The sequence below is a fragment of the Clostridium sp. 1001271st1 H5 genome (assembly GCF_005845215.1).
Taxonomy (GTDB): Bacteria; Bacillota; Clostridia; order Lachnospirales; family Lachnospiraceae; genus Enterocloster.
This window is the reverse complement of record NZ_SPHO01000003.1, coordinates 231,790-257,139: the sequence shown is the minus strand read 5'-3', so window position 1 is coordinate 257,139 and position 25,350 is coordinate 231,790. Positions and strand designations below refer to the sequence as shown.

Annotated in this window: 19 protein-coding genes; 2 read left to right on the top strand and 17 right to left on the bottom strand. The window is 51.9% G+C overall.

What is annotated here, in order from left to right:
- Positions 1 to 16: 16 nt before the first annotated feature.
- Together malQ and FGS84_RS06205 are read right to left on the bottom strand one after the other, a co-directional pair.
- A complete protein-coding gene (malQ, locus tag FGS84_RS06210) occupies positions 17 to 1,516 on the bottom strand; it encodes a 4-alpha-glucanotransferase (RefSeq protein WP_138306804.1) in 1,500 nt (499 codons plus the stop codon).
- Positions 1,517 to 1,594: 78 nt separating this feature from the next.
- Positions 1,595 to 2,572 (bottom strand): AraC family transcriptional regulator, encoded by a 978-nt coding sequence (locus tag FGS84_RS06205; RefSeq protein ID WP_347563798.1) that lies wholly within the window; start codon positions 2,570 to 2,572, stop codon positions 1,595 to 1,597.
- A 165-nt stretch (positions 2,573 to 2,737) separates the two neighbouring features.
- Between FGS84_RS06205 and FGS84_RS06200 the strand changes: the two genes are divergently transcribed.
- Together FGS84_RS06200 and FGS84_RS06195 are read left to right on the top strand one after the other, a co-directional pair.
- On the top strand, positions 2,738 to 5,026 hold the full coding sequence (locus FGS84_RS06200) for a glycogen/starch/alpha-glucan phosphorylase (protein WP_138306802.1): 2,289 nt from the start codon (positions 2,738 to 2,740) through the stop codon (positions 5,024 to 5,026).
- Positions 5,027 to 5,133: 107 nt separating this feature from the next.
- Positions 5,134 to 6,387, top strand: a complete 1,254-nt coding sequence (locus FGS84_RS06195; RefSeq protein WP_138306801.1) for a S8 family peptidase — start codon at positions 5,134 to 5,136, stop codon at positions 6,385 to 6,387.
- Between the two features lie 140 nt (positions 6,388 to 6,527).
- On the opposite strand, the gene FGS84_RS06190 is transcribed toward FGS84_RS06195, so the two are convergent.
- The 15 genes from FGS84_RS06190 to FGS84_RS31380 all read right to left on the bottom strand — a co-directional run bounded on the left by FGS84_RS06190 (position 6,528) and on the right by FGS84_RS31380 (position 25,179).
- Entirely contained in the window at positions 6,528 to 7,940 is a 1,413-nt protein-coding gene (locus FGS84_RS06190) for an oxaloacetate decarboxylase subunit alpha (RefSeq protein ID WP_138306800.1), read from the bottom strand.
- Positions 7,941 to 7,974: 34 nt separating this feature from the next.
- On the bottom strand, positions 7,975 to 9,120 hold the full coding sequence (locus tag FGS84_RS06185; RefSeq protein WP_138306799.1) for a sodium ion-translocating decarboxylase subunit beta: 1,146 nt from the start codon (positions 9,118 to 9,120) through the stop codon (positions 7,975 to 7,977).
- A gap of 50 nt (positions 9,121 to 9,170) precedes the next feature.
- A complete protein-coding gene (locus FGS84_RS06180; protein ID WP_138306798.1) occupies positions 9,171 to 9,560 on the bottom strand; it encodes a biotin/lipoyl-containing protein in 390 nt (129 codons plus the stop codon).
- A gap of 50 nt (positions 9,561 to 9,610) precedes the next feature.
- Complete coding sequence (locus tag FGS84_RS06175; protein WP_138306797.1) at positions 9,611 to 10,426, bottom strand: OadG family transporter subunit; 816 nt, start codon at positions 10,424 to 10,426, stop codon at positions 9,611 to 9,613.
- Between the two features lie 17 nt (positions 10,427 to 10,443).
- Positions 10,444 to 11,895 (bottom strand): carboxyl transferase domain-containing protein, encoded by a 1,452-nt coding sequence (locus tag FGS84_RS06170; RefSeq protein ID WP_138306796.1) that lies wholly within the window; start codon positions 11,893 to 11,895, stop codon positions 10,444 to 10,446.
- A gap of 255 nt (positions 11,896 to 12,150) precedes the next feature.
- A complete protein-coding gene (locus FGS84_RS06165; protein WP_138306795.1) occupies positions 12,151 to 13,365 on the bottom strand; it encodes an aspartate kinase in 1,215 nt (404 codons plus the stop codon).
- 132 nt (positions 13,366 to 13,497) lie between these two features.
- The gene (locus tag FGS84_RS06160) at positions 13,498 to 15,216 is read right to left on the bottom strand and encodes a DUF5722 domain-containing protein (RefSeq protein WP_138306794.1); all 1,719 of its coding nucleotides are present in this window, start codon (positions 15,214 to 15,216) and stop codon (positions 13,498 to 13,500) included.
- Between the two features lie 144 nt (positions 15,217 to 15,360).
- Positions 15,361 to 16,794, bottom strand: coding sequence for an ATP-binding cassette domain-containing protein (locus FGS84_RS06155; RefSeq protein WP_138306793.1), 1,434 nt, complete (start codon positions 16,792 to 16,794; stop codon positions 15,361 to 15,363).
- Positions 16,791 to 17,804: a sensor histidine kinase gene (locus FGS84_RS06150; RefSeq protein ID WP_138306792.1), complete on the bottom strand. Its 1,014-nt coding sequence runs from the start codon at positions 17,802 to 17,804 to the stop codon at positions 16,791 to 16,793. The genes FGS84_RS06155 and FGS84_RS06150 overlap by 4 nt, the downstream gene beginning before the upstream one ends.
- Positions 17,805 to 17,816: 12 nt before the next feature.
- Positions 17,817 to 19,415 (bottom strand): response regulator, encoded by a 1,599-nt coding sequence (locus tag FGS84_RS06145; RefSeq protein WP_227146410.1) that lies wholly within the window; start codon positions 19,413 to 19,415, stop codon positions 17,817 to 17,819.
- Positions 19,416 to 19,438: 23 nt separating this feature from the next.
- Positions 19,439 to 20,401 carry an ABC transporter permease gene (locus FGS84_RS06140; protein WP_138306791.1) on the bottom strand — a complete coding sequence of 321 codons (963 nt, stop codon included), beginning with the start codon at positions 20,399 to 20,401 and terminating at the stop codon, positions 19,439 to 19,441.
- Between the two features lie 44 nt (positions 20,402 to 20,445).
- Positions 20,446 to 21,918 (bottom strand): sugar ABC transporter ATP-binding protein, encoded by a 1,473-nt coding sequence (locus tag FGS84_RS06135; RefSeq protein WP_243129872.1) that lies wholly within the window; start codon positions 21,916 to 21,918, stop codon positions 20,446 to 20,448.
- A gap of 48 nt (positions 21,919 to 21,966) precedes the next feature.
- A complete protein-coding gene (locus FGS84_RS06130; protein ID WP_138306789.1) occupies positions 21,967 to 22,788 on the bottom strand; it encodes an N-acyl homoserine lactonase family protein in 822 nt (273 codons plus the stop codon).
- 63 nt (positions 22,789 to 22,851) lie between these two features.
- Positions 22,852 to 23,970, bottom strand: coding sequence for a sugar ABC transporter substrate-binding protein (locus FGS84_RS06125; RefSeq protein WP_138306788.1), 1,119 nt, complete (start codon positions 23,968 to 23,970; stop codon positions 22,852 to 22,854).
- 153 nt (positions 23,971 to 24,123) lie between these two features.
- Complete coding sequence (locus tag FGS84_RS31380) at positions 24,124 to 25,179, bottom strand: hypothetical protein (RefSeq protein WP_243129870.1); 1,056 nt, start codon at positions 25,177 to 25,179, stop codon at positions 24,124 to 24,126.
- Between the last annotated feature and the right edge of the window lie 171 nt (positions 25,180 to 25,350).

The following is a 25,350-nucleotide window of genomic DNA, read 5'->3' as shown; positions in this document are numbered from 1 at the left end:
CTTCCCCGGCCGCCCGCTACTTCCCCAGCCGCCCATATATCCCGGCCATCCGCCTGCAGCGTTTCACAATATCCTCATCCAAATCTTCCGCTCTCATCCTCCACCGCCAGTTCTTTCCCAGGGTAGAGGGCTCATTGATTCTGGCAGCGGTATCCAATCCCAGATAATCCTGGACCGGAATCACAGCCAGGTCAGCCACGCTTCCAAGGGCAGCCCTGATTAAATCCCAGTGCATTTCCCCCTCCGGCGTGCAGCCGGAGCCTATGTACTCCCTGACAAAATGCCTGTCATGTTCATCCAGGGATGCATACCAGCCCTCTGCGGTGTCATTGTCGTGGGTGCCTGTGTACACCACACAGTTGGTCCCGTACTTATGGGGCAGGTAATCACTGTCCTCACCTGCGTCAAAAGCAAACTCCAGCACCTTCATCCCAGGAAATCCGGTATCCCTCAGCAGCTGCCTTACAGTAGGCGTAAGGAATCCCAGGTCCTCTGCAACGATGGGCAGCTTGTCCCCGCCGAAATGTTCCTGCATCTTCCGGAAGATTTCAATTCCCGGCCCCTTTTCCCAGCGGCCAAACTCCGCTGTGGCATCGCCGTAAGGAATGGCGTAATACTCGTCAAATCCCCGGAAATGGTCCACCCGCACCAAATCATACATGCGGAAACAGTACTCCATTCTCCGCATCCACCAGGCAAATTCCGTATTCCTGTGGTAATCCCAGTTATACAGTGGATTCCCCCACAGCTGTCCTGTGGCCGAAAAACCGTCCGGCGGACAGCCTGCCACTGCTCCGGGCATATTATTGCCGTCAAACTGGAACAGTTCAGGATGCGACCAGCTGTCGGCACTGTCAAATGCAACGTAAATAGGGATATCCCCTATAATCCGGATTCCCTGCTCATGGGCATATCCCTTAAGCGCATCCCACTGTTCCTCAAATTTCATCTGCTGGAATTCATAAAATCCAATCTCATCCGTCAGCTTGGCCCTGTATGCCTCCAGCGCCTCCGGCTTTCTCAGGCGGATTCCTTCATCCCACAGGTTCCAGCTGCAGGAATCAAAGTGGTTCTTTACCGCCATATAGAAACAATACTCCCTGGTCTCATGCCCCAGCTTTTGGACTGCCAGGCCATGGACCTGCTCCGCGGCCCGTCCGTCCTTCCAGCGCTCATAGGCTTTTCTCAAAAGGGGAAACCTTCCATCGTATATCTTCTTATAATCAATGTCCCTTTCATTACTTCCAAAATCCACATCCCGGCACTCCTCCTTTGTGAGAAGCCCTTCCTCTGTCAGCTTTTCCAGGTCAATGAAATAAGGATTGCCTGCAAAGGCCGAAAAGGACTGATAGGGCGAATCCCCAAACCCGGTGGGACCCAGGGGCAGAATCTGCCACCAGCTCTGGCCCGCTGCCTTCAATGTATCAATAAAATCATATGCTTCCTTAGAAAATGCCCCGATGCCATACCGCGAAGGCAGGCTGGCAACCGGAAGCAGCATACCGCATTCCCGCATAATGATAATCTCCTTTATGTCCGGCGCACCCGTTGGCTCCGGAAAATACCGCTTCATTTTATCACACTTTCACAGCACCTACAAGTAATTATCCCCTTTCTTCCGGTATTCCCCCGGCGTCTTACCGTACTTTCTCCGAAACAGCCTGTTAAAATAGGATATATTATCAAACCCGCATCTCTGGGCCACGGCCGTCACCGGCTCCGTGGTGGTAAGCAGCATTCCCGCTGCTTTTTCCAGACGGAATTCATTGAGATACTGTGTAAACGGCACCCCCATATATTGTTTAAAATACTTCATAAAATGTGAATTACTGTAAAAGCAGAGCTGCGCCCCGTCCTCCACGGTTATTCTCTCCCCGTAGTGTTCCTCCATGTACTCCAGCAGCCGCTTCATCCTCTCCCTGGATTTGCGCGGCTGCCCCGCTGCTCCCGGTCCCCGGATACCTGCAATCAGGCCCAGAAACCAGAACAGGGCCCCCTTTACCCCCATCTGGTAGGCATAGCTCTTTTGACCGCACAGCTGGTCCATTTTCCTGATACATTCCATAAAGGCCGCATAATCCGGCAGCCTGTCTGTAATATGAAGGGGCTCCCCTATTCCCCCCTCTGTCATGGGCCGCAGAAAATCATAGGTGCACAGGTCTGATTCATCCGTCATGAGCATGGAAGGGAGGAAAATAATATTTTCATACTCCATCACCTCAGAACCGCACCGGCTGATGCCGTGAAGCTGCCCAGGAAAAACCACCACAGCCTCCCCCTCCCGCGCTTCATAGGGCTCCATATCCACAGTCACCATGCCGCGCCCCTTTTTTACAGCAATAATCTCCATATCCTCATGCCAGTGAACCGGGACCTGCCTGAAATCCGCAGGAATGGAACAGGGGTAAATGTTAAAAGGGAAATCCTTTCCCGCATGTTCTTTTACCTCATGGTAGCCATATTCCCCGTGCCGGCGATTCCCATAATCCCCGCGCCGGCTGCTTCTGTCCTGCTCCCATGCATCTTCCCCCTGAGCTCCAGCCCTGCCATCCCCCTGATATCCGCTCCCCATTTTAAGGACGTCCTGCATTTGTAAACCACCTTTTTCGCATTTTTGATAGTATTGTACTATATCATCACATAATTATGCAAGATTTTCTTTTTCCATCCCATTATAATACAGACAAACGTACAATCATGCCGCAACGGGCGCACCTTAGGGAAAGGAATGCAAATCATGAATCAAAACCAATTGGAACAAATGCTGACAGAAGCATGCAAAAAAGATATTTCAAGCTGTACCGACAAAGAGCTGTACACCGGACTGCTCTGTCTGGTAAATAAACTGTCCGGGGACCGGGAATCCGCCCAGGGCAAAAAGAAATTATACTACATTTCCGCTGAATTCCTCATAGGAAAGCTGTTATCCAACAATATGATAAACCTGGGCATCTACAGCCAGGTGAAATCCATTCTGGCAGGCCACGGCAGGGACCTCTGCGTCCTGGAGGAGCTGGAGCCGGAACCATCCCTGGGCAACGGCGGGCTGGGCAGGCTGGCAGCCTGTTTCCTGGACTCCATCGCCACCCTGGGGCTGAACGGGGACGGTATCGGGCTGAACTACCATTTCGGCCTGTTCAGGCAGTTATTCAGGGACAATCTCCAGATCGAGGAACCGAATCCATGGATGGAACATACCTCCTGGCTCAACAGGACTAATGTCACCTACCAGATTCCATACAGGAACTTTACCCTTACCTCACGGATGTATGACATTGAGGTCACCGGCTATGGCAGCCGCACCAACAAGCTCCATTTATTTGACGTGGAGACCGTGGATGAATCCCTTGTGGAGGAAGGGATTTCCTTTGACAAGACCGATATCAGGAAGAACCTGACCCTGTTCCTCTACCCGGACGACAGCGACAGGGCAGGCCAGATACTGCGCATTTACCAGCAGTACTTCATGGTAAGCAACGCTGCCCGCCTCATACTGGACGAGGCAGCGGCAAAGGGCTCCACCCTTTACGACCTGCCCGACTATGCTGTTATCCAAATCAATGACACCCACCCCACCATGGTCATTCCCGAACTGATTCGTCTTCTCACCACGGAGCATGGCATGGAAATGGATGACGCCATCCAGGTGGTGATGAATACCTGCGCTTACACCAACCACACCATCCTGGCGGAAGCCCTGGAGACCTGGCCCATGGACTATTTTAAGGAAGCGGTTCCCCAGCTGATACCCATTATGGAAATACTGGATGACAAGGTGCGCAGGAAATTTGAGGACCCATCCGTATATATCATTGACAAGGGCGACCGGGTTCACATGGCCCACATTGACATCCACTACGGTTTCAGCGTCAACGGCGTGGCTGCCCTTCACACGGATATACTGAAGAACAATGAACTGAATCATTTTTACAGGCTCTACCCGGAGAAATTCAATAACAAGACAAACGGCATCACCTTCCGCCGGTGGCTGCTTCACTGCAACCCCCAGCTGGCAGGCTATGTGTCGGAACTCATTGGCGATGGTTTTAAGAAGGATGCATTTGAACTTAAGAAACTGGATGACAAGGCATTTACAGCCAACATAAAGACCCTGCACCGTCTCTTAGCCATCAAGGACAGTAAAAAGCAGGAGCTGGCAGACTACCTGAAGGATACCCAGGGCCTGGACATTGACCCCAAATCCATTTTTGACATCCAGGTAAAGCGGCTTCACGAATACAAGCGCCAGCAGATGAACGCCCTTTACCTGATACACAAATACCTGGAAATCAAGGGGGGCAGCAGGCCCACCACTCCCATCACAGCCATTTTCGGAGCCAAGGCAGCGCCTGCGTATACCATTGCAAAGGATATCATCCACATGATACTCTGCCTCCAGCAGGTCATTGACCAGGACCCGGACGTAAATCCCTGGCTGAAGGTGGTAATGGTAAACAACTACAATGTAAGCCTGGCTGAAAAGCTGATTCCTGCCTGCGATATCTCAGAGCAGATATCCCTGGCCTCCAAGGAAGCCAGCGGCACCAGCAACATGAAATTCATGCTCAACGGAGCCGTGACCCTGGGTACGGACGACGGAGCCAATGTGGAAATCCACCAGCTGGTGGGCGACGGCAACATCTATATATTCGGCGAATCCAGCGAGACAGTCATCCGGCGGTACGCAGAAGGCAGCTACTGCTCACGTTCCTACTATGAGGCAGACCCGGACCTTAAGAAAGCCGTTGACTTCATCGTCGGCCCGGCCATGCTGTCTGTTGGTTCCAGGGAGCATTTGGAGCGCCTGTACAGCGAGCTGCTAAGCAAAGACTGGTTCATGACCTTCCCTGACTTTAAAGCCTACTGCCAGACCAGGGAACAGGCCTACTGCGACTATGAGAACCGGACTGCCTGGGCCAGGAAAATGCTAATCAATATCAGCAGGGCCGGTTATTTCTCATCTGACCGTACCATTGAAGAGTACAACCGGGATATATGGAAGCTGGACACAGGGCTTGTACCATAATTTGTAATAAAATCGGAAGGATTTTCATAAAATGTTCAAAGTCTTATGCTATCTTATGTGTTATACTAGTACAATGGTATAATGAAACATGAAGAAGGAGCATAATCATGAAAAAACTGATTACGGCCACGGCGCTTTTCCTGGCAATTGCCACAGCGTCCGGGGCCGTCCCCTATAATGCGGCAGATAACTCTTTCTCCGCCTTTGCAGTAGGCCCCGGCCTCAACAACCTGTCCGTCAAGGATGACAAGGCATCCTACCAGTGGGCTCTGAAAAATGACGGCCAGGCACAAAAAATAGTCCAGGAACTGGATATCGACTCCCTGGACCCGGCCTATGTTCACAGAAACAAACGCGGAAAGGTGGACGCCATCGCCCTTCCCCCGCTGGAACCGGCCAATATCCTGACCAGCGCCATTGACGCCGTCCCCGGGATTGACATCAATATCCAGCCTGCATGGCAGGCCTACGCCCGGACAGAGACAAAGCGTCCCCTGACCGTGGCGGTCATTGACACCGGGGTGGATATCTCCCATCCGGATTTACAGGGCTCCATATGGGTCAACGAGGATGAGATTCCCGGAGACGGCATTGACAATGACGGCAACGGGTTTGTGGACGATGTAAACGGCTGGAACTTTTACAGCAACAACGGCCAGGTATATGAAGGCGCGGAGGATGTCCACGGCACCCATGCGGCAGGCACCATTGCGGCGCCCAGGGATAACGGCGGCATTGTGGGCATCGCTGACAATCATTATGTGAAAATCATGCCGGTAAAGGCCCTGGGCGGAACAGAGGGAAAGGGCTCCCCCGAAAATGTGATTGCGGCCATCAAATACGCGGAAGCCAACGGAGCCCAGATATGCAATCTGAGCTTCGGCTCCCAGAACTGTACGGAAGAGTTCAGGGCAGCCATCCGGGACTCCGGCATGCTGTTCATTGTGGCTGCAGGCAACGGGGATGACAACGGCATCGGCTACAACATAGACGCCTCCCCCATTTACCCTGCCTCCCTTCCCTTTGACAACGTGATAACCGTAGCCAACCTGATGTTTGACGGCACCCTGGATGAGAGTTCCAACTTCGGCCCCGGCAGCGTGGATATCGCTGCTCCCGGCACCTTCATCCTGGGGATTACGCCTGACAATGGATATGCTTTTATGAGCGGCACCTCCATGGCAGCCCCCATGGTCACCGGCGTTGCTGCCATGCTCTATACATCCAGGCCGGAATTAAGCCTGACGGACATCAAAAACATAATCCTGGCCTCAGCCCGCAAGATGGACAGTCTGAATGGCAAGGTATTATGCGGCGGAATGCTGGATGCGGGCGGGGCTATGCAGTGGGGACGGCAGTAAGGCTCATAACACACAGGCTATATAAAAAGGCAGCCCCCATATCTGCAACAGATATGAAAGCTGCCTTCTTCTATTTCTTCTATTTCATCTGTACCGCTGTGTATTTCTTCTTACTTCTCCACCATGGTTCTTCTGCACAATTAAACCGGATAAGCCTTGCTGTCCTTGTCGGCCACACTGCCATCCACCTTGGTCTGCTGGGCAGCCCTGTACTCGAAGAAATCCTTGGCCACTGCCGGGAACAGCGCATAGCTGAGGACATCCTCATCCTGCTGCTTCCACTGTGCGCATTCCTTCTCAAACTGAGGAAGCTGCGGAGCAAGCAGGTCTGCCGGACGGCAGGTAATCGGCGTCTCGTCTCCGATAATCTTTTTCTGTACTTCCGGATTAAAGGGCTTAACAGTCTGGCCGAATTCACCCAGCATGATTTTCTTGGATTCCTTGGGAACCATCTTATAGCGCTCGCCCATGATAACGTTCATAACAGCCTGGGTACCCACAATCTGGGAAGACGGGGTAACTAACGGAGGCTCTCCAAAGTCCTTACGCACTCTCGGAATCTCCTCCAGAACCTGACGGTACTTGTCTTCCTGTCCAGCCTCTTTTAACTGGCTTACCAGGTTGGAAAGCATGCCGCCCGGCACCTGATACTGGAGGGTCTTGATATTAACGCCCAGTACCTTCGGGTTCAGAAGGCCGCTCTTAAGGGCCTGCTCACGTATGGGCTGGAAGTGGTCTGCAATCTCGGCCAGCAGTGACTGGTCATAGCCCGTATCATATGGTGTGCCGCGGAAAGTCTCCACCATAACCTCGGTAGCCGGCTGGCTGGTTCCCAGGGCCAGAGGCGACATGGCGCAGTCAATGATTTCACATCCTGCCTCCACTGCCTTTAAGTAGGTCATTGAAGCAACGCCTGATGTGTAGTGGGTATGCAGGTCGATTGGAAGCTTTGTTCCTTCCTTCAGGGCCTGTACCAGCTCTGCCGCCGCATATGGAGTCAGCAGTCCTGCCATGTCCTTGATACACAGGGAATCAGCGCCCATGTCCTCAATCCTCTTGGCAATATCCTTCCAGTAGTCCAGGGTGTAGGCATCGCCCAGGGTGTAGCACAGTGCAATCTGCGCATGTCCTTTTTCCCTGTTGGTGGCCTTTACAGCTGTCTCCAGGTTGCGGATATCATTCAGACAGTCAAAGATACGGATAATATCAATACCGTTGGAAATGGACTTCTGTACAAAGTACTCCACAACATCGTCTGCATAATGGTTATATCCCAGGATGTTCTGTCCGCGGAACAGCATCTGCAGCTTGGTGTTCTTAAATCCGTCTCTCAGTTTCCTCAGTCTCTCCCATGGGTCTTCCTTCAGGAAACGGAGGCAGGAATCAAAGGTAGCTCCGCCCCAGCACTCAACCGCATGGTAGCCTACCTTGTCCATCTTATCAATAATGGGCAGCATCTGCTCAGTGGACATTCTGGTCGCAAGCAAAGACTGGTGGGCGTCACGAAGGACGGTTTCCACAATCTTCACTGGCCTCTTCTCTATCTCTGCCATAGTTCTAATCCTCCTCGTTTAAAATCTAATGTCATTATACCCCAAAGATTGCCATGAAAGTACCGGCCGCAACTGCTGTGCCGATAACGCCTGCAACGTTTGGTCCCATTGCGTGCATCAGCAGGAAGTTGGTGGGGTCTGCTTCAGCTCCCACTTTCTGGGATACACGGGCTGCCATAGGAACTGCGGACACGCCGGCAGAACCGATAAGCGGATTAATCTTTCCTCCGGTAATCTTGCAGAGGAGCTTGCCTAAAAGAACGCCGCCAATGGTTCCGAAGATGAATGCAGTCAGGCCCAGGGCAACAATCTTGATGGTAGTCACATTTAAGAATGCATCCGCACTGGTGGTGGCGCCTACGGATGTACCCAGCAGGATAACCACGATATACATCAGGGCGTTGCTTGCCGTATCAGCCAGCTGCTTTACAACACCGCTCTCGCGGAACAGGTTGCCTAACATCAGCATACCTACAAGGGGCGCTGTGGACGGCAGAATCAGACAAACCACGATGGTTACGATGATGGGGAACAGAATCTTCTCCAGCTTGGATACGGGACGAAGCTGCTCCATCTTAATCTTGCGCTCTTTTTCAGTTGTCAGCAGCTTCATGAACGGCGGCTGGATAATGGGCACCAGCGCCATGTAGGAATAAGCTGCAACTGCAATGGGGCCCATAATCTGGGTCTGCCCCAGCTTACTGCACAGGAACAGGGATGTAGGGCCATCTGCACCGCCGATAATGGAGATGGCGGCAGACTCCTTGCCTGAGAATCCCAGCAGGATAGCCAGGAAATATGCGGAATAAATGCCCAGCTGTGCCGCAGCGCCCATGAGGAAACTGATTGGGTTTGCGATAAGGGGGCCAAAGTCTGTCATGGCTCCAACGCCCAGGAAGATAAGGGATGGTAAGATACTCCACTCATCCAGCTGGAAAAAGTACCACAGAAGTCCGCCGGTTCCGTTGGACGTCTGCTCCGGAGAATACATGATATCCGGATAAATATTAACCAGCAGCATACCGAATGCAATCGGAATCAGCAGCAGGGGTTCAAATCCCTTTCTGATAGCAAGGTATAAGAACACCAGGGCCACTGCTATCATTACATAGTTGCCTGCTTCCAGATGGAAAAAGGCCATCTGATTCAGCAGGTTATTAATTATATTGCCAAAATCCATAATGTTCCCTCCATAATGAATCCCACATTGCTATGGGCTCATCTCTATAGTTAGTTCAGAGTAGCTAATACCGCGCCAGATTCAACGGAATCGCCGGTGGACGCATTAATGCTGGCAATGGTTCCATCCTGAGGAGCTACGATGTCGTTTTCCATCTTCATAGCTTCCAGAACCAGGATTACGTCGCCCTTTTTCACAGCCTGTCCCACAGCTGCCTTAACAGCCACTACCTTGCCGGGCATGGGTGCGGATACGCTGACGGAACCTGCTGTTCCTGCTGATGCTGCGGGTGCAGGTGCTGCTGCAGGCGCCGGAGCTGCCGCTGGTGCTGCGGGAGCCGCAACGGGTGCTGCAGGTGCTGCCGCAATGCCGGATACAGCGCCTTCTTCTACGGTTACTGCATATGCTTTACCATTAACTGTGATTGTATAATTCTTCATGATTTCAATTCCTCCTGAATGAAAATAGTTATGGAACGTTTCCCGTCCTCTTATCTGCCTTTCGACCTCTGTACACGGCGGATGGAACGAACCACCAGTCCGTTAGAAGAAGTTCCCTCATATACTGCAATGGCTGCTGAAATCACTGCCACCAGTTCTGCATCGCCCATCAGGTCACCGCCTGCGGCTGGTGCGGGAGCCGGCGCTGCCGCCTTAACCGGTGCAGGTGCCGCCGGTGCAGGCTCTGCCTTTGTATTCTTTCCTGTCTCCCACTTGTGGATGAACTTAAAGCAGGCAATCAGCAGGCTGATAAAGATAAGAACCGCGAACACGGTGCCTATGCCGATTACCGCATATACCGTTGCTGTCTCCATCAGCTGTCCGATGGTCTTGCCCTCTTCTTCATTAGAAGCAAGCTCCGTAAACTCAGCGTCCACAATCTGCTGGGAAATCATATTCAGATTCATGACATACTGCATGGAACCCTCGGTGAAGGCAACAGGCAGCATAACGGTGTATGAACCATCTGCCATCTGTACCACGCTTGCGTCGTCAATATCAATGCTCCTGACTTCTCCCAGTTCCTTCCTTGCATTAATCTGCTCGTCACAGATGGCTGCCATGACTGCATTTCCCTGGGCCTCTGCCATAACCTTCTGTGCAATCAGCCCTTCCGTGCTGACGCCCAGTGACTGGACTGCTGTCAGCTTGGCGTACTCCGCCATCATATCATCTGCAGGAGTTCCATCCGTGGCAATCCGGGAAGCTGCCGCGGTTTCCTCCTGTTTTGCTGAGCAGGCCGACAGGCTCAACAGGCAGGCGGCCATCAGAACTGCTGCTGCCACTCGTTTCATTAATCGTCTCATATACCTGTCACCTCTCTTTAAACCGTGCCATGCTTCTTAGACGGACGGTCCTCTCTCTTTGTGAACAGCATTTCAAAGGCTGCGATTACCCGCTGGCGGGTCTCACCTGCCTTGATTATGTCATCTACATATCCTCTTCCCGCTGCTGCAGCAGCGCTGGACTGAAGTGCAGTGTACTCTGCTGTCTTTTCATTGATGAGTGCGGCGGCATCACCGGATGCGGCGATTTCCTTGGCATACATAATTTTAACTGCATCGGATGGATTCATCATGCCGATGACAGCGTTTGGCCATGCATAAACCACATCAGCGCCAATGGACTTGCTGCCCATGGTCAGGTATGCGCTTCCGAATGCTTCCTTGACAACTACCGTTACCTTGGGAACGCTGGCATTTGCATATGCATAGGTAAGACGCGCAGCAGCTTTTGCAATCCTTCTCTCGCTGCACATCTTGGCCTTGTAGCCCTTTACATTCACCAGTGTGAGCACAGGAATGTTGAATGCGTCGCAGAAATTGATGAAATCAGTGGCCTTGTCACAGCCCTTGCCGGACAGTACAGGCTCAAATGTCTCCTTCTTTTCGCCGTTCTCATAGAGTTCCGTACGGTTTGCCACACAACCGATGGTTGTCCCGTTCAGGCGGATGAAACCGGTCACCATGGAAGGCTCATAATTCTTCTTAACCTCCATGAAGAAGCTGTTATCGGATATCAGTGTCAGGGCCAGGGCCGTGTCACCGGTGCATCCCTCGATATTATCGCAGATACGGTTTAAATCATCCTGGCACTCGCCGTATGACATATCGTCCTCATTGTTGGCGGGAAGGATGGAAACCAGGGCGCGTATCTGGGCGATGATGGAATCCTCGTCTCCTGTGAAATCTGCCAGTCCGGATTCCCTGCTCTGGAAATCTGCGCTGGAGGTATCACACTTCTCTTTATAATTGCCGTCAATGGCATTAGGTGAATTAACAAACAGTTTGCCGGACTTCTCTTCCATGAAGGTGAAATCTGTGATGCCGGCAGATACTGCCATGCCGCCGCCGCAGGTTCCAAAGATTGCTGTTATCTGAGGAATCACGCCGGAAGCCATGGTCTGGCTTAAGTACAGCTTGCCGAAGCCGTCCAGGGCATCGGTCGCCTCCTGAAGACGCAGACCTGCACAGTCTACCAAACCGATTACAGGTGCTCCCATCTTCATTGCCATGGAATAGATGTTGCAGATTTTCTTTGCATGCATTTCGCCCATGGAGCCGCCTAATACAGACGCATCCTGGCTGTATACATACACCAGGCATCCGCCTATGGTACCGTAGCCGGTAACCACGCCGTCAGCGGGGGTCTCCTGCTCAGTCATGTTAAAGTCAGTGCTTCTGGCCTTTATATAGGCTCCGACTTCAACAAAACTGTTCTCATCAAGCAGGGCTGCTATGCGGCTGCTTGCTGAAGTTTGTGCTGAATTACTCATTTTCCAGTCCTCCATCATTCATAAGTTTAACAATATCTAAGCAACGGAAAACCCATTCTCAGGCCCGCTGCAAAAAAAAGCAGAAATATTGCCACATACAATTATAATAATAAATTTGTCAAATAGCAAGCTCTTTTCCTCGAAAAAGGTGAAAATATTAACGAATTTTAAGATTCGTAAATACGAAAAGAGCTGTGGCTTTCACAAAATATGTGAACAGCCGCAACTCTTTTTTGTTACAAACCCATTATTCATTTAGCCCATGGAAAAAAATTTGTCATGAATGACCTGTACGGCCTTCTCCGCATCCTTTTCATCCACCAGTACGGATATCTTAATCTCGCTGGTGGATATCATATTGATATTGATGTTGGCGTCGTAAAGCGCCTCAAACAGGGTTGCCGCCACGCCGGGATGGTTAATCATGCCGGCTCCCACCACGGAAACCTTTGCAATATGGCTGTTGGTCTCCAGGCGGCCAAAGCCAATGGACTCCTGATGCTCCCTTAACAGCACGGCTGCTGCCTCCAGGTCGGACTGGGCCACGGTAAAGCAGATGTCCTTGCCTTCCTCATGACCGATTCCCTGTAATATGATATCCACATTAATATGGTTCTGGGCCAGCAGGGAGAACACCTTAAAGGATGTGCCAATCTCATTGGGCACCCCAATCAGGGCTATCCTTGCGATATTTACATTCTTAGCCACACTGCTGATATATGATTTCTCCATGCGTTTTGCAACCTCCTTCACCTTTGTACCCGGATGCCCTGTAAAGCTTGAGAGCACCTCCAGCTTTACATTGTATTTCTTTGCCATTTCCACGGAACGGTTGTGGAGCACCTGGGCCCCCAGGGTAGCCAGCTCCAGCATCTCATTGTATGTAACCTCATCCAGTTTCCTTGCGTCCTTCACAATTCTTGGGTCAGCCGTATACACCCCGTCCACATCCGTGTATATCTGGCACAGGTCCGCCCGGAGGGAGGCAGCCAGCGCAACCGCCGACGTATCGGAGCCGCCCCTGCCAAGGGTGGTGATGTCCTCGTAACGGTTAACTCCCTGAAATCCTGTGACAATCACGATTTTCTTCTGATTCAGCTCTGTCTCAATGCGCTCCGTGTCCACCTTCTTGATTCTGGCATTCCTGGCAACGGTATTGGTAACCATACCGGCCTGCCATCCGGTCAGGGAAATAACCGGGTATCCCAGCGCCTCCACCGCCATGGCGCAGAGGGCCACGGACATCTGCTCCCCGGTGGACAGCAGCATATCCATCTCCCGGTTGGAGGCAAGGGGATTGATTTCATTTGCCTTCTCAATCAGCTCGTCGGTGGTATCCCCCTGGGCGGACAGCACCGCCACCACCTGGTTGCCGGCCTTGTATGTATCCGTGATGATTTCAGCCACATGGCGCAGCCGGGCGGCATCAGCCACAGAGGTTCCTCCGAATTTCTGTACAATTAAGCCCATATGTCATTCCTTTCGTCCATACATTGTATCCCGCCAAAAAGCGGCGGCCCCAAAGGCCGCCGCCAGCAAGCGCTTATATTTAAATATTTTACACGCTGGATTTTGTTTGTCAACCAAATCCGGCCTTATCTGCTATTTCTCCAGGTTCTTCCACTTGAAGTCCGGAACCACATCCGACCACTTATTAATGCCGATAATTGGCTTTGCAAACTCAGTGGCCTCCAGGGTGGCGTTCTTCTTGTCGATATCCCGGAATACCTGCCATATCTTCTTGCGCTTGGTAGCCACAATCAGGTTGGGCTGGTTCATGTCGCACTCCCACAGACCAAACTTCAGTCCGTCTTTGGCCTCAGAGGGAGCGTCCACCTGACGGCTGACCGTGTAGGCATCAATATACGGATTGCTGTCCACCAGGTAATAGGAATAGGCGTAAGCCGCAGCCTGAATCTCCGGAATATTGCCCCTGGTGGGGCTGTAGGATGTAAAGCCCTGCTCCGTAAGGATGATGTGGCGCACATTGCCTGCAGGCGCCCTCAGGGTATCCTGTACGAAGTAATCCGTCAGCACGTTTAAGTTGGCAAAATTGATAACCGGTGAATTGAAGTCATTTGTAAACAGTCCTGTGAACTGCGGGTCATCCCAGAATTCCGGCTCTGTCATGGGGCATGGATAGGGATGATAGGCCAGGCCCCAGTCCATCTGCCCCTGGGTGTTGGCTATGGAGTTAAAACTGTCCACTATCTCCTTGCCTCCGTATTTAAGCTTGCCGTCAATCTCGTTCATCCAGTTATAGTCCAGCGAGAAATATACCCGGTCATTGGCATTGGTGCTCTTAATGGCTGTGTAGATAACGCGGAAAGCCTTCTGGTATGCCTTCACATAGTTTGTCAGGTCCATGGGACCCATGTAGTTCCACTGCTGGTTGTTAATCTCATTGCCGATAATCCAGTTCGACACCTTCCCGTAATTGGGGTTATCGCCGCTGTAATGCTGGGCCAGGAAGGAGGCGATTGCCTTTGTCTGGTCAAATCCGGCCTCGGTTTCAGCATTGAACATATAGTAGAATGCATTGGAATTCTTCTGGGTGCCGGGATACACCAAATCCGGCGTATTGGGGTTCCAGTCATTGAGCAGGATAACCGTTACAGTCATTCCCTTGTTTGACAGCGCGCTGATGGTCTTGTCATAAGCGTCCACCACGCCTTTGTTAAAATGGTAGGTCTTGCCGTCATACTGGTATTCAATTCCCGTTCCCATAATCTGGGAAAATGCAATGTTGGTGGTGACATGCTTCACGCCCAGGTCAAAGGCATCGCTGAGCATGTCAATCTCAATCACAAGCCCCTTTTTGGTCAGCGGGTCGTTAAAGGGCGTCTGGTTCCCGGCAATCAGCTCAGGGTTGGTTATGTAGTGGGGCTGGCTGACCTTTGTAAACCTGGTCCCGTCAAATACAGCCAGGACAAACCGGCTGTAGAGCTTATCCTGGGGTGTGCCCAGGTTCAGGGGCACGCTTACCGAGGCGCCGCTTAAGGCCGGGGCGGAAGCAATAAAGTCGCTGCGGCTTCCCAGCTCTTCCTCATAGGGCTGCATCTCAAATACATAGACGTTGCCGTCCGTGCCCGTCGCATCCCCGCTGCTGGAAAATCCAATCTCTACGTTCTGTTTATCTCCTGAAATCTTACAGGAAGTAATCTGTCCCGCCACCAGCGGCGTAAATGCCTGGGCCTCTGCCTGGCTCTCCGCCTGGGCCGTGGCTCCAAAGGCCGTAAAGCTTCCCATAAATGCCGCGCCGCACAACAGGGCCGCCGCCAGGGTCAGGGCCTTACCTCCTTGAATGAATGGTTTCTTCATTTATGAATTCCTCCCAACTTTCTCCAAAATAGGATACATGATACATCATACATAAATAAGTTTACTTTTTCACTGAACTTTTTATTACATGTCTCTTAATTTTCCATCTGCTGGGAGTGACGCTTTTACGCGGCTCATACGCTTCTATCTGCTGGAAACCTTTCCTTCCGCCAATTCATAGAGCCTGTCGCACACCGACGCCAGCTCACTTTCATTGGGTGAACAGTATACAACTCCGATTCCCCTGCTCTTTGCAAACTCCAGAAATTCCCTGACCGAATTCCTCATCAATATATCCGTGCCCGAAAACAGATTGTCCATGACAATCAGCCTTGCCCTGGCTATAATCCACTTATACAGGGCCACGTTCAGCTGGCACCGGTGGCTCAGCGTCTCTATGGGACGTTTCAAATCTTCCTCCCGGATGTCCAGCAATGCCAGGTAATCACAGGCAACCGCCTGCTCCAGCTTCTCCCGCACCCCCACTCCGGGTGCAAAGTATTCCAGACCGGCAATGGTCAGGTTTTCGGCAACATCCAGCTTTGGAAAAAGGCTCTTCTTGTAATCCTCAATATATCCAAAGCCGTATCTGACCATGTTCTTCCTTCCGCCTGACAGCTCCACCTGACGCCCGGCCAGCCAGGCGCTTCCCGATTCCACCTTCAGTTCCCCGCTGAGAAGCCGCACAATTTCCCGGCAGTATGTTTCCTCCGGATGGATGAAGCCCACCACCTCGCCGGGGCACACGTGAAAACTCACGTCCCGCAATTCCCTGGCCCGCACCTCCCGTACCGCGAGAAGCTCTGTTCGCCCGCTGCGTTCTGCCTGGGACCGGGTGATTTCCCGTCCTGCCTTCCGGTTCCCTCCGATTATAATGCGGTCAATTACCTGCCGGTCAAATTCCTCCCGGAACAATACCGCCGCAAGGCTCCCTTTTCTCAGGATGGCCAGACGGTCCGCTGCATCCAGCATGATTTCCGGTCTTGTGTCTATCCACACAATGGAGACGCCCCTCTCCTTAAGCCGCGCAACAAGCTCCTTCATATACTGGATTTCCTTCAGTGTATAATCCCTTGCGATTCCGTCCAGCACCAGCACCTTCATGCCGGCGCAGCAGGCCCTGCATATCTCTATGGTATGGCGCTCCATCAGGCTTAAGCTGCCCACAGGGGCCTGGAGCCTGCACTCCACCCCCAGCGCCTTAAGGGTTTCCCTCATGCGGATGGTTCCCTGCCTGGCCGGAAAGGCCAGGCAGCCCTGTTTCTGCAGCAGACACAGGTTTTCTTCCACGGAAATATCATTGATGACCGATGTCTTATACCGGACGCAGAATATTCCGGCGGTCTGGGCCTGGCGGATGGAGGCAAAGGCTGCCGGTCTGCTGTCCACATACATCCTTCCCCCGCTCATGGAAGTCCTGCCGCTGATGATATCCGCCAGCACGGACTTGCCGCTTCCGCTGAGTCCTGCAACGCAAAGCAGCTCCCCCTTGTACAGGGAGAGACTGATATCCTCCAGGGCCTTTATATCCCCATATGCCTTTTTTATCTCATCCAGCCGTATCTTTTCGATTCTCATGACTCACCGCCCTTCGAATCAGCGGCAGTGGGAAGAATGATTTCCACAATGGTGCCAATGCCCGCCGTACTGTATACCTTGATTCCGTAGTCATCCCCGTAATAAAACTTAATCCTCTGGTTCACATTGGGAAGGGCAATTCCGGTATTCCCCCGCTTTCTTATGTCCCTGTCCTGCCGGTAAATATGACTGCCTTTGGCCAGCCTTTCCCTGATATCATCCACCTGCTGCTCCGTCATGCCCATGCCGTTGTCGGCAATGCGGATAATGAAGCGTTCCTGTGTGCTGTAAGCGTACACGCTGACCTGCCCCCCTCCCACCTTTGTCTCCAGCCCATGGTGGATGGCGTTCTCAATCACAGGCTGTATGGTGAGCACAGGAAGCTTGTACTGCAGCAGTTCCTCATCCTCTATCTTCTGCTGGTATTTGAATTTGCCCGGAAAGCGGTATCCCTGAATCAGCAGATAATTTTTCACATTGCCCAGCTCATCCTTAAGGGTGGCCATCTCCCCGGGCCTGCTTATGCTGTACCGGAACAGCATGGACAGGGACTCTGCCATCTGGGCTATGTCCTCTGAATCCCGTATAATGGCCATGCTCCGGATGGTATCCAGGGTATTGTAGAGGAAATGGGGGTTAATCTGGCTTTGCAGGGCGTGGATTTCTGCCTGGGACGCCAGCATCTGGGAGGTATATTCATTTTCCACTGACTGCTTTACATACTGAATCAGACGGTGTATGGGCCTGCCGCCTTTTAAATCCGCCATATGGCTCTCAGGCTCTGCAATCATTTCAGAAATCTTCTCTATCTCCCGCAGAGGGCCCAGGAACCGAACGCAGAACACTGCCAGCATCACTGCCTGGTACAGGAAAAACAGCAGCAGCACAAAAATTCCTGTCCTGGTCCTAAAAGGCCCGAATAACAGGAAAAGAAACAGAAGCATCACAACGATACGGTCTGCCAGCAGCAGATAAAAATAGGAACGGTTGGTCTGCAGCTTCCTCATCATAGGCACCACCCATCAAACATAAAACCTGCGGTACTGCGTTGGTTTCACACCGGTCATTTTGGAAAAAAGCTTGCTGAAATGCCGTTCATCCTGATACCCCACCAGACAGGCAATCTCTCCGATGGACTTCTCAGGGCTCCTGAGCATTTCCTTTGCCTTGTCAATGCGCACATCAATCAGGTACTGGGTCAGGGTCTGGCCTGTCTCCTTTTTGAACATGGCGCTCAGATAGGCGGGGTTCAGAAACACGATATCGGCAATGTCATTGAGGGTGATATTCTCACTGTAATGCTCGCCGATATACTCCTTAATCATCCGCACAGGGCGGCTTCCCATGCCGTCCTTCTGCCGCTGGCACAGCTGGCAGCTCACATTGATGTAATCCGCCCATACCTGTTTCAGCTGATTCAAGGCAGTGCAGTTTTCCAGCCGCCTGATATACGGCTCGGTATCGGGAATCTCATAGTCCTTCATAATGTCTGAAAATACAAGGCCGGCCCTCTTTAGCATCTCCTCCAGAAAGCCGTAAAGCCTGTAATACCGGTACTGTCCCTCCACCGCCCGGTTCATGGCCTCCTCCCCTATGAGCACAAGCTTCCCCGGCGCCAGAAGCGGAACCTGCCGTTCCAGCTTTGCTTCAAATTCTTTGGGAAGGGCATAAGAATCCTTCTTATAATTCTCCGGCAGCCTGTCATGGCGGATAACATTTCCCACGCCCAGGTCAATGCGCAGCATCACGGATTTCACAGCCGTGTCCAGGGAAGCCGGCAGGTATTCCGGGGAGGAAACACGGCTGCCGATTCCCACTGTCATCTCAAACAAATCATTCTTGTATTCCGTGCGCTCCAGCATCTCCTCCAGTTCGGAGCATATGTGGTCCAGGGCAGGCTGGCCGCCGTCGTAGTTCAGGCAGATATAGCCCCAGGACCGGCTGATGATGAACTCCGTATCATGGCAGCAGGCCTTCAGCTTCCTCATGATTTTAACGGTTATGGTCTCAACGGCCTGTTCAGGCACCTGGTATTCGGAATCCGACACACAGTCCAGCTTGACTGCCGCCATGGTGAAACAGCTGCCCCTGAAATCAAAGATATCCTTAGTTCTCCCAGACCTCAGCGCCTGGCCAAACTGCACTCCATCCCCCACCAGAAGATTCTGCAGAAGGTTCTTGCGCAGTATCCCGTTGTTGGCCGCCAGCCGGTCCTCCATACGGTTAAACTGCATCTGCTGCTCCTTCCTGCTGGCCCTCTGGCTCTCCAGCTTGGTAAGGACATCGTTCAGCTCATCCTTCCTGACAGGCTTTAACAGGTAGTCCGACACGCCGTACTGAATGGCGCTTCTGGCATACTCGAATTCACTGTATCCGCTGATAATCACAAATTCCACGGGAATCTGCTCTTCCCTCACATGGCGTATCAGGTCCATTCCGCTCATTCCCGGCATCCTGATATCTGTTATCACCACGTCCGGCTTCAGCCGGCGCACCATTTCCAGGGCAGTGATTCCGTCCCCTGCCTCCCCTATGATTTCCACATCTGTCTTCTGGCGGTCAATCAGGCTTTTTATCAGCAATATAATATTAATCTCATCGTCAGCAATCAGAACCTTCAACAGACTTGTCCCTCCCCAGACCATCATCCATTCTTGGCTGCCCGGTTGGATGCATACCCGTCCAGCGCCACTGCAAACAGGATAAAGATGCCAATGACAACCTGGTGCCAGAAGGTGTTGACGTTCAGCAGGCTCAGGCCGTTCTTAATGGTTGCCATGAGTATTGCCCCAAAGGCAGTGCCCACCATATTTCCCTTTCCTCCCGACATGCTGGTTCCGCCTATGACCGTGGCTGCAATGGCATCCATCTCATACGCATTACCGGCCTCAGGCACAGCGGCCTCGCTTCTGGACGCCAGTATCACGCCCACTATGGCGCAGAGCACTCCGCTGAGCATGAATACCAGAATCTTTATTTTATCCACATTGATTCCCACCAGCTTGGCCGCGTCCTCGTTGCTGCCGATGGAAACCGTATATCTCCCAAACTTTGTCTTATAGAAAAGATAATAACATACCAGAAGAATAATCAGGGTGAGAATAATTGGAAATGGGATGACCCCGATATATCCCTGGCCCACAAACTGGATTTCCGGATATTTCAGTCCATAGAGAGGGATTCCCTTTGTGTACACATAAATCAGGCCGCGCAGTATGCTCATGGTTCCCAGGGTGGCAATAAAGTATGCTATCCTGAGCTTTGTCACCAGAAGGCCGTTAATCAGACCAATGAATGCCCCCAGCAGGATTACCACGCCAATGGCCAGATAAATATTGTAGCCGCCCAGTATCATGGCCGCCAGTACCATGCCGCTGATTCCCACCGTGGAACCCACGGACAGGTCGATTCCTCCCAGGGAAATGACAAAGGTCATTGCAAAAGCCACAATGGCCGTATAAACCGCCTGCCGTATCCCAATCATGATATTGGAGAATTTCAGGAAATTAGGGCATGCAATGCTGAGTCCGATGAACACCACCAGATACATGCCTATGATTCCCACCCCGTTTACATTGAGTACATTTTTTAATGCTTTATTTTTCATATGCCCTCCATTATATCAGATATAAGAATTACAATCAAATACAGCTACACGGAGTAATGCTTGATTTCTTCCGTTGTGGCTGATGCTGCATCCATGGCCTTAGTCACCCTTCCCTGCTTCATCACAAGAATCTTATCGCAGATGCCCAGGACCTCCTCTTCCTCTGAGGACACAATGACAACGCCGTTTCCCGACTTCACGCATTCACCGATGGCTTCATAGACCTCTGTCTTCGCGTTTACGTCAATTCCCCTGGTAGGTTCCTCCAGGAGGAACACATCCCCTCCCATCATCATCCACCTGGCCAGCATTACCTTTTGCTGGTTTCCTCCGCTCAGCGCGCTTATGCACTGCCTGGTTCCCTTTGCCTTTACCCGCAGCTTTTCCATATAATCCCCAGAGGCCCTGTTCTCCAGCCTGCGCGTCAGGGTCCTGCCTCTGGAAATCTGCTTCAGGGACGCGATGGTTATATTCCATGCTATGTCCTGCTTCAGGAAAAGGCCGTCCACCTTCCGTTCCGCCGGAACAAATGCAATTCCCGCGTCCATGGCCGCCCTGATTGCGCCGGCCTTAAGGCTTCCTCCATGTATCCTCACCGCCCCGCTGTCATAGGCCATGGCTCCGAACACAGCTCTTATGACCTCGTTTTTACCGCAGCCTTCCAGGCCGGCCAGGCCTAATATTTCCCCTTTGTGAAGTTCAAAGGAAATGTCCTCGAAAAGTCCCTTTTTTGTAAGCCCCTTCACCTCCAGCAGGGTTTCCCCCATGGGGACCTTTGTTTTTGGATACTGGTTTTTCAGTTCCTTTCCCACCATGGCCGATATGATTCGGTCCACCGTATAATCCTTCACATACCCCTCCGACACCTTCCGGCCGTCCCGCAGCACACTGACCCGGTCGCAGATTTCCATCAGCTCATCCAGGTGATGGGAAATGAATATGATGGAGTGTCCCCCTTCCTTCAGCCGCCTGATAACCTTGAACAGCTGCTCCCTGTCGCCTGCCTCCAGGGCCGCAGTCGGTTCGTCCATAATGATAATCTGCGCATCCGCGTACACGGTTCTGGCTATCTCCACCATCTGTTTCTGGGCCAGGGGCAGATAGCGCAGGGGCCTGTCCAAATCCATGTCCACATTCAGGCTTTCCCTCAGGACCTTGCCTGCAATCTCCCTCATCTGCTTTTGCTTCAGGTGCGATACCAGGGACCTCCTGTCGGTCAGTTCCCGGTTCAGGAATATGTTCTGCACTGCATTCAGGTCCGGCATCACGCTTAATTCCTGGTATATGGTGCTGATTCCCAATCTCTGGGCATGGGATGCATTCTGGATATCCACCTTATTTCCGCCCAGAATAACGGAACCCTTATCCATCCTGTGGATTCCGCACAGTATCTTTATCAGGGTGGATTTACCGGCCCCGTTTTCACCGATAAGCCCCAGGACCTCGCCTCTGTGAAGAGTCAGGTCCACTCCCTCCAGCACCCTTACGCTTCCAAAGGATTTATAGACACCCTCCATTTTTAAAATAACATCTTTTTCTGAAAACATCCATCCACCTCGCTCTTACTATTCATACCACTCAAAGGGCGCCTTCCTGTATGTCCCGTACTGGTCTATGTCATGACTGAAAAGCACCTGGGCGTGATACCTGTTTTCCAGCTTCCGTATGCGGTCAATGGTCCGCTCAAATCCTCTTGTATCATAGGCCAGCCCCGGGTACTGCATGGGCGGACCGTAGTTCATGGCGGTATTGACAGCGTCCGATGCCACAATATAGTTCCCGCTTCCCGGCAGGGTCACCAGCAGCCCCATCATCCCATAGGCATGGCCCGGTCCGAAATTCAGGACGCGGATGCCCGGATACAGCTCCATTTCCTCCTCGTCCATGGTTTCCCAGTTAAGTTCCGCTGCCAGCCAGGCCTCAATGTCCTTTTTTATGTAGCCGCCCGAGGTCCTTCCCAGTCCGTACATGCGCATGGTCTGGGTGAATTCCTGGTCGCTTACCAGAATCCTGGACTTTCTGAAAAATTCCAGTCCCCCTGCATGGTCCTCATGGAGATGGGATACCACCACCCACATAATATCGTCAGGCCTGTATCCCAGACTCTCCAGGGCATTTACCACAAAATGGCTTTCCTCCAGGGCCACCGGGGTCCGTTTCCTGTTTCCCATATCCCACCGTTCTGTCATGGCCCCGGGATGACAGCCCGTATCAAACAGGACAGGTCCCTCCTCATTTTCTATGAGCACATAGTAGACCGGCGATTTTACCCAGCGGCTCATTGTCTCCCTGTGCTCTGCATCCGCCAGTGTGGGCATGGCCACCATATTGGCCAGGTCGCATTCAATCATACCTCCCGGTATAATAAACATCCTCTTATTCCCCATACAGATTCCTCCTGATATAAGACGGGCACAGCAATCATCCCTGCTGTGCCCATGAGTCCCTGATTATTCAAATATTACCCGGTCCAGCTCGCCTATGTTGTTCTTGTCATATACCTTGGAAGGCCGGTTGATTACCTTTTCCACGTTCTTGCCCTCGATGCAGAAGTCGTTTACGGCGTCAATGATATCCATGCCCGTTCCGTACTCACCTACGTCGATGGTGGCGGTCATCTCATTGTTTTCAATTGCTGCCACGCCGTCCTTGGTGCATCCGTATCCGATGGTGTCAATCTGGTCTAACAGCCCTCTCTCCTTGATGGATACCAGGCCGCCCAGCACCATTTCATCGTAATCGCCGAAAATCAGGTTGATGTCAGGGTTGGAGGTAAGGATACTCTCGGTGACGCTCTGTCCCTTTTCCCTTGTCCAGTCAGCTGTCTGGGAAGCCACAATCTGTATATTGTCCCTGCCCTGGATTCCCTCCTTAAAGCCGTCGATTCTCATGGTGTTTACAATGCCTGCATAACCCTCCAGAACCGCCAGCTTCACATCCTTGTCCCCGTAATGCTCTGCCACGTATTTGCCGATTTCCAGTCCGGCGTTGTACTGGTCGTATCCAATGCTGGATACATAGTAAATATTGTCCTTGTCCAGCTCCGTCATATTAAACAGGAATACCGGAATATCCGCCTCTGCCGCCGCCCTCAGATAGGGGAGCATGGAATTATCACTCTCCGTTGCCAGGGCAATGGCATCCACTCCCTGCTGTATCATGCTCTCCATGATGTTGCCCTGCTCCGTGATGGTGCTTGTGTTGCTGGAGGGAGCCTGTACCAGCAGTTCTATATCCAGCCCCTTATCCTCTATCTGTTTCTTTGCTCCGTTTATGGTCATGGTATAGGCTGTGTTCATAGTAACCGGAATCAGCCCCACCTTCAGGGTCCTGTCCTTGATGGAGCGCGGCTGGACAGCATACCCTACGCCTTCCGTGCTTTCCGTCTCAGTTTCCCGGCTCTCCTCCGCCTTGGTTTCCTCCGCCTTCTCTGTCTGCTTTGTCTCCTCCTTGGCCTCCTGTGTCTGGGCTGCAGCGGCAGTCTCTGCCGGCTTCTGGTTGGAAGTGGCGCACCCCATCAGAGAGATTGTGGTTGCTGCTGCAAGCAGCAATGCTAGTCTTCGTTTCATCCCGTTTTCTCCTCCTGTACATTTTATACAACTCTTAGTTATTTTCTACACACCAATCATACATTATGCACAGTTGTCTTTCAATGAGGTGATTTTTATATTTTGTGGGGTGTTTTTAGATGTTTGGACACTCCGAAGTCACTGCGCCGTATTTTACCAGCTGCTGTCCGACTCATCCCCGCTGTCGGATTCGCTTTCCTCTCCGCCCGGATGCATGTTGAACATAAAACTGTAATCCCGGCCGCTGTCAGGCACCCATTTTCCTCTGTAGGATGAATAATCAAAATATGAATCAAATTCACCTCCCGGGCTTCTGACTTCGAATACCACCGGAATTCTGCCTGCTTCCTTAATGGTCCTTTGTATACTTCCCGTATGCCCGCCCACGGTCAGCCTTGAATACACCAGATATGTATATGTATTTTTAAAGATTTCATCTGTCATTCCCGGCAGCCTGCGCACCGCCGTTTCCAGGTCTTTCATCATGACTGTACGGTTGGAGGCATAGGCCAGAAGTTCTGCCGGAGCCATCCTTGGCATCAAACCCCAGGTGTTCTTTACCTGAGGCCCTGTAATATCCGCCCTGGCGTCAGCCATGTAAATACCGGCCAGATGGGTAATGGCACACAGGATATAGTTATATATCTCCTTATCCAGCTCACTCGCCACGCCTTCGGAAGGTATATAGGAAGCGTCATAAGTCCACCACAGACTTCTTCCGTATTCCTCAAAGAAAGCCCGGATTTCATCAAACCCCATGCCGAAGGATATCTGGTTGCTTCTGCCGGCGTCCTTTAATGCAAAAAAGCTGTGCAGTACTTTTATTTTAAATTCCTTCAAATCAGCATTCTCCTCCAGGTCCGTGTAAACAGAAAATCCACCATTGACCTGTTTTGCAGTCACCTGGTACAGAACCGCTCCCTGCTCTGAGGAGTAACGCTCCAGAAAGTCCTCCAGAAACGCCATGATTCTGAGATTCTGGTTCCGTTCTTTATCCTGTCCTATTTTGAGAGGCTCTGTAATCATTTCAATGGTCCTGGTTGTATCTCCCATATCTGAGAACAGACGGATTACCGTATCTGCCCCATGCATTACTTCTAAAAAGGTCATGCTGTCCGGTGATTTTTTCAGGTCGAAACATACCTTATAAGGCAGTTCGCACTCCATGCCAAAGGTCCATTCTTTATGGCTGCTGTATTTTCCACTCATTATATCCTGCTCCTTATATTTTATTTAGAAAAGCTTTTCTGAACCCAGTATAACCCGGATGCCGCCCCGGGCGCCCATAGTTGGCATGGATTGCATATTTCCGGTCATCTGCGGTTCACGGCAAGACCGCACAGCAGCGCATCCGTTCCCGCACAAAAAAAGCCCCGGCAG

What these genes read in the sequence shown, in the direction of transcription:
- malQ (WP_138306804.1), bottom strand. Translation starts at nt 1,516, where the DNA reads ATGCGGGAATGCGGTATGCTGCTTCCGGTTGCCAGCCTGCCTTCGCGG.
- FGS84_RS06195 (WP_138306801.1), top strand. Translation starts at nt 5,134, where the DNA reads ATGAAAAAACTGATTACGGCCACGGCGCTTTTCCTGGCAATTGCCACA.
- FGS84_RS06180 (WP_138306798.1), bottom strand. Translation starts at nt 9,560, where the DNA reads ATGAAGAATTATACAATCACAGTTAATGGTAAAGCATATGCAGTAACC.
- FGS84_RS06150 (WP_138306792.1), bottom strand. Translation starts at nt 17,804, where the DNA reads ATGATGAGGAAGCTGCAGACCAACCGTTCCTATTTTTATCTGCTGCTG.
- FGS84_RS06155 (WP_138306793.1), bottom strand. Translation starts at nt 16,794, where the DNA reads ATGAGAATCGAAAAGATACGGCTGGATGAGATAAAAAAGGCATATGGG.
- FGS84_RS06205 (WP_347563798.1), bottom strand. Translation starts at nt 2,572, where the DNA reads ATGGGGAGCGGATATCAGGGGGATGGCAGGGCTGGAGCTCAGGGGGAA.
- FGS84_RS06190 (WP_138306800.1), bottom strand. Translation starts at nt 7,940, where the DNA reads ATGGCAGAGATAGAGAAGAGGCCAGTGAAGATTGTGGAAACCGTCCTT.
- FGS84_RS06170 (WP_138306796.1), bottom strand. Translation starts at nt 11,895, where the DNA reads ATGAGTAATTCAGCACAAACTTCAGCAAGCAGCCGCATAGCAGCCCTG.
- FGS84_RS06160 (WP_138306794.1), bottom strand. Translation starts at nt 15,216, where the DNA reads ATGAAGAAACCATTCATTCAAGGAGGTAAGGCCCTGACCCTGGCGGCG.
- FGS84_RS06200 (WP_138306802.1), top strand. Translation starts at nt 2,738, where the DNA reads ATGAATCAAAACCAATTGGAACAAATGCTGACAGAAGCATGCAAAAAA.
- FGS84_RS06140 (WP_138306791.1), bottom strand. Translation starts at nt 20,401, where the DNA reads ATGAAAAATAAAGCATTAAAAAATGTACTCAATGTAAACGGGGTGGGA.
- FGS84_RS06175 (WP_138306797.1), bottom strand. Translation starts at nt 10,426, where the DNA reads ATGAGACGATTAATGAAACGAGTGGCAGCAGCAGTTCTGATGGCCGCC.
- FGS84_RS06165 (WP_138306795.1), bottom strand. Translation starts at nt 13,365, where the DNA reads ATGGGCTTAATTGTACAGAAATTCGGAGGAACCTCTGTGGCTGATGCC.
- FGS84_RS06130 (WP_138306789.1), bottom strand. Translation starts at nt 22,788, where the DNA reads ATGGGGAATAAGAGGATGTTTATTATACCGGGAGGTATGATTGAATGC.
- FGS84_RS06135 (WP_243129872.1), bottom strand. Translation starts at nt 21,918, where the DNA reads ATGGAGGGTGTCTATAAATCCTTTGGAAGCGTAAGGGTGCTGGAGGGA.
- FGS84_RS31380 (WP_243129870.1), bottom strand. Translation starts at nt 25,179, where the DNA reads ATGAGTGGAAAATACAGCAGCCATAAAGAATGGACCTTTGGCATGGAG.
- FGS84_RS06125 (WP_138306788.1), bottom strand. Translation starts at nt 23,970, where the DNA reads ATGAAACGAAGACTAGCATTGCTGCTTGCAGCAGCAACCACAATCTCT.
- FGS84_RS06185 (WP_138306799.1), bottom strand. Translation starts at nt 9,120, where the DNA reads ATGGATTTTGGCAATATAATTAATAACCTGCTGAATCAGATGGCCTTT.